A 7,230-nucleotide genomic window follows, 5' to 3' on the forward strand; every position below is an offset into this window, starting at 1 on the left:
GCAGACGGGCGGCGGGCGGGGGTCAGGCGGTTTCGTCGTGCACCAGCAGGACGAACGTGCGGGCGTACGACAGGCCCCGCTCGGGGCGCGGCCAGTCCAGCTCGGCCAGGGCCCGCGAGGCCGCCTCGTGGTAGGCGCCGTTGACGCGGATCTCGGCCGTCTCGGTGCCCTCTCCCCCGCCGAAGAACGCCTTGACGCCGATCAGGCGCTCGCGTTCGAACGTGCCTTTCAGCGCGGGGGCCAGGTCCGGCAGGAGCACGTGCTGGACGGCCCACCCCTGGACCGCCTCGTGGTCGTCGCCGGTGCCCCAGCCGACGATGCCGCCGTGGATGGCGTGCCAGCCGGCGAAGCCGTCGGGGTCGCCGGGGCCGAAGTGGCCGGCGTGCGAGCCGTCCTGGACGAGCAGTTCTAGCAGGGCGCTGCCGGTCGTGCCGAGCCACACCTGGACGGCCCGGTCGAGCGCCTCCTCGGTGGTGCCGCCGTATCCGGCCACGCAGTCGCTGATCGTGGTGTCCGCGGGGCGGTCGACGTTGAGCACGAAGTCGAGGTCGAGGTGGCGCGGACCGCCGGCGTGGTCGTCCCCCAGCACGACGGCGAGCGTGCCCGGCCCCTTGGCCATGCCCCCTTCGACCTGCCACGGCCTGCCCATGGCCGCGCTCAGGCGCTCGGCGATCATGCCCAGGATCACGTCGTCCTCCGGGCGTACCTCGTCCATGCTCATCCCTCTCGACCTCGCCGGGCACCGCTCCGGCCACCCTAGCGAGTCTTGATCATCATGCGCGCGGACGCGCGCCCCGCCGTTGCCAGGCAACTGCCAGGAACGGTCGTTACTCTGCACCGGCATGAACCGGCAGGGAACATCGAGCACGACGCCGGCCAGGTCCGGTCCCGCCTCCTCTCGCGCGCCCGCCGCACGCGTGCCGCCCACCCCGGACGTGCGGGTACGCGGCTGCCCAGCCGGGGAGCACGCCGTATGAAGATCCGTTACTTCATGCTGCACGCCTACGGCGTGGGCGGCACCATCCGCACGGTCGTCAACCAGGCCAACGCGATGGCCGCCGCGGGTCACGACGTCGAGGTGGTCAGCCTGGTACGCCGGCGCGAGCGGCCCCAGTTCAGGCTCGATCCGCGCGTGCCCATCGTGACGCTCGTGGACCAGCGTGGCGGCCGGCTGCCGGACTCGCTCGGGCGCAGGGCGTGGCGCCGGTTGCGGAGGAAGATCGTGCCGCGCGGGGAGTTCGCGGCCGCGTACTTCACCGAACGGGTGGAGCGCGCGGCGATCGACTACGTGCGGGCGCTCCGCGACGGGGTCCTCGTGACCACGCGGCCCGCGCTCAACCTGATCGCGGCCCGCCGCGCGTCCGAGGAGGTGCTCACGGTCGCGCAGGAGCACATGAACCTTTCGGCCTATCCCGAGACCATTCGCGGGCAGATCGCCCGCCACTACGGCCGCCTCGACGCGATCACCGTACTGACCCGCACGAACCGGCACGAGTACGAGCGGCTGCTGCCGGGGGCGCCGATCGTGCAGATCCCGAACGCGGTCCACCGGATGGACCGGGAGCCGTCTCGGCAGGTGAACCCCGTGGTGGTCGCGGCCGGGCGCCTGACCCCGCAGAAGGGCTTCGACCTGCTCATCGAGGCCTTCGCGCGAGTGGTGTCGGAGCATCCGGAATGGCGGCTGCGCATCCTGGGCACAGGGGCCAGGAAGGCGGAGCTCGGCGGGCTCGTGGAGCGCCTCGGCCTGGGCGGGCACGTCACGCTCGCCGGGCGTGCCGACGGGCTGGAGCTGGAACTGGCGAACGCCTCCGTGTACGCGCTGAGCTCCCGGTTCGAGGGCCTGCCCATGGTGATGATCGAGGCCATGGCGCACGCGCTGCCCGTCGTGGCCTTCGACTGCCCGACGGGTCCACGGGACGTGCTGACCGACGGGGCGGACGGGGTGCTGGTGCCGCCGCGGGACGTGAACGCGCTGGCCGATGCCCTGAACCGGGTCGTCTCCGACCGGGACCTGCGGGTGCGCATGGGCAGGGCGGCGGCGGAGACCGCGCAGGCCTACGAACCGGAGCAGGTGATGCCACTCTGGGAGGATCTGTTCGCAGAGCTGGCGCACGGTGAACGGGTCACGGGGACGTTCTGGCACGATCGATAGGCGTTCCCGGCAAAAGATTTACCTAACGAAAACCCCCGAAATATCGGGCTTTCAGGCCGTCGGTCATGAAATTTTGTGCGTTTTGTCAACAGCACGCCAAAAAGGGCGGCACCCTGTCGTCATGCGTATCAGGAAAGCCCCTCTCGTCGCCTTGGCAGGCGCAGCCGCCCTGGTCACCGGGGTCGCCACTCCTGCCGGCGCCCAGGCGCCGCCCGCGCCCGCCGTCGCCGCCGTGGAAACCGACGCCCCCGCAGTGTACGGCCGCGCGGCCCAGTTGATCGATGCCGAGTCCGGCGACGTGCTTTTCAGCAAGGCCGCCGGCAAGCGTATGCCGGTCGCCAGCTTGACCAAGACCATGACCGCATATGTCGTATTGAAGTCCGCCAAGCCCTCGGACGTGGTCCGCATCAAGGCGGAGGACGTCGCGTACGCGGAGGACGGCGGCGGCACCACCGCGGACCTGCGCCCCGGGGACCGTCTCACGGTCGGCGAACTGATGTACGCCCTGATGCTCCCCTCCGGCGCCGACGCCGCCCACGCGCTGGCCCGCACGTACGGCCCCGGGGTCAAGGAATTCGTCGCCAGGATGAACGCGACCGCCCGCGAGCTGGGCATGTCCGACACCGAGTACGTCAACGCCGACGGCCTGCCCACCCCGCGCGGCGACGGCTACTCCACGGCCGCGGACCAGGCCCTGCTGGCGGCCAAGGCTCTCGACGTGCCGCTGATCAAGGAGGTCGCCGGTACACGGCGGCACACGCTCGCCGCCACCGACGACCACCGCGCCTACAACTGGCGCAACACCAACAGGCTGCTCGGGACGCCGGGCGCGATCGGACTGAAGACCGGCTTCACCCGGGCGGCGGGCTACTCCCTGGCGTTCGCGGGCGAGGCGGAGGGGCGTCGGCTGGTCGGCGTCCTGCTCGGCGAGTCCGTCTCCAGCCGCCGGTTCAGCACCGCCGAGGCCCTCCTGTCGTGGGGCGGGTCCCGCGTGTCCGCCTGAGCCAAAGGCCACCTCCGCCGTCGTTGCGGTCATTACCGTCATTGCAGTCATTACTGCAACGACGGTAATGTCCGGTGCATGAGTTCCCCCACTGAAGCCGAGCTCGAGTTCGTCGACGACGTCGCGGTCTTCTTCGCCCGCGAGGGACTGCCGCTGATCGCCGGCCGGGTCGTCGGCTGGCTGCTCATCAGCGACCCGCCTGAGCAGAGCGCGGCGGAGCTGGCGGACGTGCTCCGGGTCAGCCGCAGCTCCATCAGCAGCGCCACCCGCCTGCTCACCCCCAGCGGTCTCGTCGAAGGGGTCCGCCGCAGGGGCGAACGGCAGGAGTATTTCCGCATCGCCGCCGACGGGTGGAGCCGCATGGTCGCCATCCGGTACGCGAAGACGGCCGCGTTCCGGGAACTGACCGAGGTCGGCCTGCGGGTGCTGGCCGGCAGCGCGCCCGAGCGGCGGGAGCGGCTCGCCGGGGTCCACCAGCTCTACCAGTTCCTCGAACAGGAACTGCCGGCCCTGTGGGAGCGATGGGAGGCGTACCGCACAGCCACCGAGGCGACCACAGACGCGACCGCAGACGCCAGCACAGACTCAGACGCCAGCGCCAGCACCGGTGCCGGTGCCGGCGCGGACAAGGGCGCGAAGTGACGGGCGGGACGGCGGCGGAGCCGTCCGGGCTCCGCGGCACCTATCTGACCTGTCCGGAGGGCCGGCTGCACGTCTACAGCGCGGGCGACCGGGGCTCCCCCGTACTGCTGCTGAGCGGAGCGGGCATCGACAACGCCCTGCTGAGCTGGCGGCATCTCATCCCGGCGCTGAGCCCCCGGCACCGCGTTCTCGCCCTCGACTGGCCGAAGCAGGGCAGGAGCCGCCCCTGGGACGGACGGGCCACCCACGAGCGCCTGCTGGCCGCCATCACCCAGGTGCTCGACCACTTCGACCTGCCCTCGGCCGCCCTGGTCGGACTGTCCCAGGGCGGCGCGCTCGCCCTCGCGTACGCCATCGAACACCCCTCCCGCGTCGACCGGATCGCGGCGCTGGCCCCGGCCGGGATCCTGTCGTTCCCGCCCGTCGTGCACCAGGCGCTCTGGCTCGTCGCCAAGCTGCCGCTGCTGAGCAGGACGTTGCCGAGCACCATGTTCAGGAGCCGTGAGAGCGTCGCCCGGTTCGCCAGGCGTGCGCTCTTCGCCGGTCCCGTCGACGACTTCGACGACGTCGTGGACGAGATCATGGCGGAGGTGCGGGTCGCGGGAGCCGGCTCGTCCGACTGGCAGAACGCCTCCATCGGCCCGCTGCGGATGCGTGTCGACCTCAGACCGCGCCTCGGCGAGGTCATCTGCCCCGCCCTGCTCGTCCAGGGCGACAAGGACGCGGGGGTGAACGCCGCCCGCACCAGGGCCGCCGCCGCGCTCGTCCCGGGCAGCCGGTTCGTCCTGCTCGAAGGCGTGGGGCACTGGTCCAGCCGCCAGGTCCCCGACCGGGTCAACCCGCTGATCGGCGCGTTCCTCGGCGAGGGGCAGGGAACGATGGACGCTGGTGATCCTTTGGGTTAGTTTGCCCGACATGAAGCTTCGCATCGCGTTGAGCGTGCTGTCAGCGTCCCTCGTGCTCGCCGCCCCGCTGCCCGCCCAGGCCGGCACGCCCCAGCCAGGCTGGGAGCTCAAGGAGACCGGGGTCACGGCGCGGCTGCGCGGGCTGTCTCCCGTCAGCCGGCACGTGGTGTGGGCCTCCGGCTCCGAGGGCACCGTGCTGCGGACCGTGGACGGCGGACGAAGCTGGCAGAACGTCTCACCGCCCGGCGCGGCGGCGCTGGAGTTCCGCGACATCGAGGCGTTCGACGCGCGCAGCGCGGTGGCGCTGTCCATCGGCGAGCACACGGACTCGCGCGTCTACCGCACCGACGACGGCGGGCGTACGTGGACGGAGACGTTCAGGAACGACGAGCCGAAGGCGTTCTACGACTGCCTGGCCTTCTTCGACCGGCGGCACGGGCTGGCCATGAGTGACCCCGTGGACGGCCGGTTCCGCATCCTGTCGACCGAGGACGGCGGACGGAGCTGGCAGGTGCTGCCCGCCGACGGCATGCCGGAGGCGCTGCCGGGCGAGGCCGGGTTCGCGGCGAGCGGGCAGTGCCTCGTGACGGCGGGCGGCCGGGACGCCTGGCTGGCCGCCGGCGGGGCGGAGCGCTCGCGGGTGTTCCATTCGGAGGATCGCGGGCGTACGTGGAGCGTCGCCGACACCCCGATCCCGGCGGGCGACCCGGCGCGCGGCGTCTTCGCGCTGGCCTTCCGCGACCGGCACCGGGGCATCGCCGTCGGCGGCGACTACCGTCCCGGCCAGCAGTCGCCGAGCGCCGGAGCGGTCACCGGGGACGGCGGGACGACCTGGCGCGCGGCCGCCACGCCGCCGCCGGCGTACCGGTCGGGGGTCACCTGGCTGCCCTTCCCGCCCTTCGCCGCCGTCGCGGTCGGGCCGTCCGGAAGCGATGTGACGTACACGGGTGGCCGGAGCTGGAAGACGTTCGACGACGGCTCGTACGACACGGTGTCGTGCGCGCGGGACCTGTCGTGCTGGGCGGCGGGCGAACAGGGCCGCGTCGCCCGCCTGACCCTGCGCTGACCACAACCCGTACACCGACGTCCGCGCGTGACGCTCGCCGGCGGCGCTCGCTGGCGGCGTTGACCGGCGGCGTCCGAATGCCGCCGGCCGCCGGCCACCGCGCCGCAGTGGCGTTTCCGGCAGGTCAGCGCACGCCGCGCGGGCGGAACTGGATGCTGATGCGCGGCCCCGCCGGGCGGCTGGTCTTCGGGATCGCGTGCTCCCAGGTGCGCTGGCAGCTCCCGCCCATCACGATGAGATCGCCGTGGCCGAGGTCGTGGCGGATCGAGGCACCGCCGCCGCGCGGCCGCAGCATCAGCGAGCGCGGGTCGCCCACCGAGAGGATCGCCACCATGGTGTCTTCGGTGCCGCCCCGGCCGATCGTGTCGCCGTGCCAGGCCACGCTGTCACGGCCGTCGCGGTAGAAGCAGAGCCCCGCCGTGCGGAACGGCTCACCCAGTTCCTCGCCGTAGTGAGCATTGAGCGCGCGCCTGGCCTCGTCGAGCACCGGGTGGGGCAGCCTCTCGTGCTCGTCGTAGAACTTCAGCAGCCGGGGAACGTCGACGACCCGGTCGTACATGTGCCGTCGCTCCGCGTGCCACGGAACCGTCTCGGCCAGCCGTTCGTAGAGCTCGTCCGCGCCTGCCAGCCAGCCGGGCCTGAGGTCGATCCAGGCGCCGTGGGCGAGGTGGGTCCTGCGCACCGTGTCGCCGAGCGGCCCGATCGCGAGCTCCTCGTCGAGGGCGAGCAGAGATGCTTGGAACGCGGGTGTCATGACGACGATTGTACGTCATCGTTCAAACACACATTCGATCACCGGGATGCGCCCGGCCTGCGCGGCACGCAGTCCGTACAGGCCGGGCGTCCTTGGACGCGAAGCGCCTCCAGCACCTGTGACCCTTCCCGGCGACTCTGCCCCCACACGGGGCAGCATCCATGTAACGTCTTACCCATGTTATGGCGTTACATGGGCGGAGCCGTGGCCGCTCGTACCGGCGACGAGATGTCCGGGCCCGCCCTGCTCGTCACAGGGCTCGCCGTCACAGGGTCTCCTGTGGCAGCGTCGTGGTTGCTGGCCGGGCTCACCGTCTCGGCCGCCGTGGGCGGGCCGCTGCTCGGAGTGCTGCTCGACCGGGCGCGGCGGCCCGGCAGGCTCCTGGCCTGCTGCCTGGCGGGGTACGCGGCCGGGCTCCTGCTGGTCCTGTCCGGGCTCGGCCGAGTGCCGGAGGCGGCGCTCGTGGGGGTGGCGGTCGCGACCGGCCTGCTGGGTCCCGCGCTCACCGGCGGCTGGACCGCCCAGTTGCCGCTGGTGACCGCACCCGGGCGGCTGGGCCGGGCCACCGCGCTCGACGCCATGACCTACAACGTGGCGGGGCTCGCCGGTCCCGCGGTGGTGGGCGCGCTCGCGGCGGTGGGGGGCGCCACCACGGCCGTGCTCGCATGCGTCGCACTCCTGGCCGCAGCCCTGCCCATCGCCTGGGCC

Annotated in this window: 8 protein-coding genes; 6 read left to right on the forward strand and 2 right to left on the reverse strand. The window is 72.6% G+C overall.

All coding sequences use genetic code 11. The features are described 5' to 3' along the window. Positions 1 to 22: 22 nt before the first annotated feature. Positions 23 to 721 carry a DUF6348 family protein gene (locus E1295_RS46055; RefSeq protein WP_132641416.1) on the reverse strand — a complete coding sequence of 233 codons (699 nt, stop codon included), beginning with the start codon at positions 719 to 721 and terminating at the stop codon, positions 23 to 25. 252 nt (positions 722 to 973) lie between these two features. Here E1295_RS46055 and E1295_RS46060 point away from each other — a divergent pair, with 252 nt between their 5' ends. The 5 genes from E1295_RS46060 to E1295_RS46080 all read left to right on the forward strand — a co-directional run bounded on the left by E1295_RS46060 (position 974) and on the right by E1295_RS46080 (position 5,768). Further along, on the forward strand, positions 974 to 2,152 hold the full coding sequence (locus E1295_RS46060; protein WP_132641418.1) for a glycosyltransferase family 4 protein: 1,179 nt from the start codon (positions 974 to 976) through the stop codon (positions 2,150 to 2,152). A gap of 121 nt (positions 2,153 to 2,273) precedes the next feature. Continuing rightward, positions 2,274 to 3,155 carry a D-alanyl-D-alanine carboxypeptidase family protein gene (locus E1295_RS46065; protein ID WP_132641420.1) on the forward strand — a complete coding sequence of 294 codons (882 nt, stop codon included), beginning with the start codon at positions 2,274 to 2,276 and terminating at the stop codon, positions 3,153 to 3,155. Between the two features lie 78 nt (positions 3,156 to 3,233). Continuing rightward, positions 3,234 to 3,797 carry a GbsR/MarR family transcriptional regulator gene (locus E1295_RS46070; RefSeq protein ID WP_166427757.1) on the forward strand — a complete coding sequence of 188 codons (564 nt, stop codon included), beginning with the start codon at positions 3,234 to 3,236 and terminating at the stop codon, positions 3,795 to 3,797. After that, positions 3,794 to 4,702 (forward strand): alpha/beta fold hydrolase, encoded by a 909-nt coding sequence (locus tag E1295_RS46075; protein ID WP_166427756.1) that lies wholly within the window; start codon positions 3,794 to 3,796, stop codon positions 4,700 to 4,702. Before E1295_RS46070 ends, E1295_RS46075 begins: the two co-directional genes overlap by 4 nt. Before the next feature lie 10 nt (positions 4,703 to 4,712). Continuing rightward, the gene (locus E1295_RS46080; protein WP_132641424.1) at positions 4,713 to 5,768 is read left to right on the forward strand and encodes a WD40/YVTN/BNR-like repeat-containing protein; all 1,056 of its coding nucleotides are present in this window, start codon (positions 4,713 to 4,715) and stop codon (positions 5,766 to 5,768) included. Between the two features lie 124 nt (positions 5,769 to 5,892). On the opposite strand, the gene E1295_RS46085 is transcribed toward E1295_RS46080, so the two are convergent. Beyond that, on the reverse strand, positions 5,893 to 6,522 hold the full coding sequence (locus tag E1295_RS46085) for an alpha-ketoglutarate-dependent dioxygenase AlkB (RefSeq protein ID WP_132641426.1): 630 nt from the start codon (positions 6,520 to 6,522) through the stop codon (positions 5,893 to 5,895). 177 nt (positions 6,523 to 6,699) lie between these two features. Between E1295_RS46085 and E1295_RS46090 the strand changes: the two genes are divergently transcribed. Continuing rightward, positions 6,700 to 7,230, forward strand: a 531-nt coding sequence (locus tag E1295_RS46090) for an MFS transporter (protein ID WP_132641428.1), incomplete at its 3' end; no start/stop codon positions are given.

This window comes from Nonomuraea mesophila (genome assembly GCF_004352805.1).
Taxonomy (GTDB): Bacteria; Actinomycetota; Actinomycetes; order Streptosporangiales; family Streptosporangiaceae; genus Nonomuraea; species Nonomuraea longispora.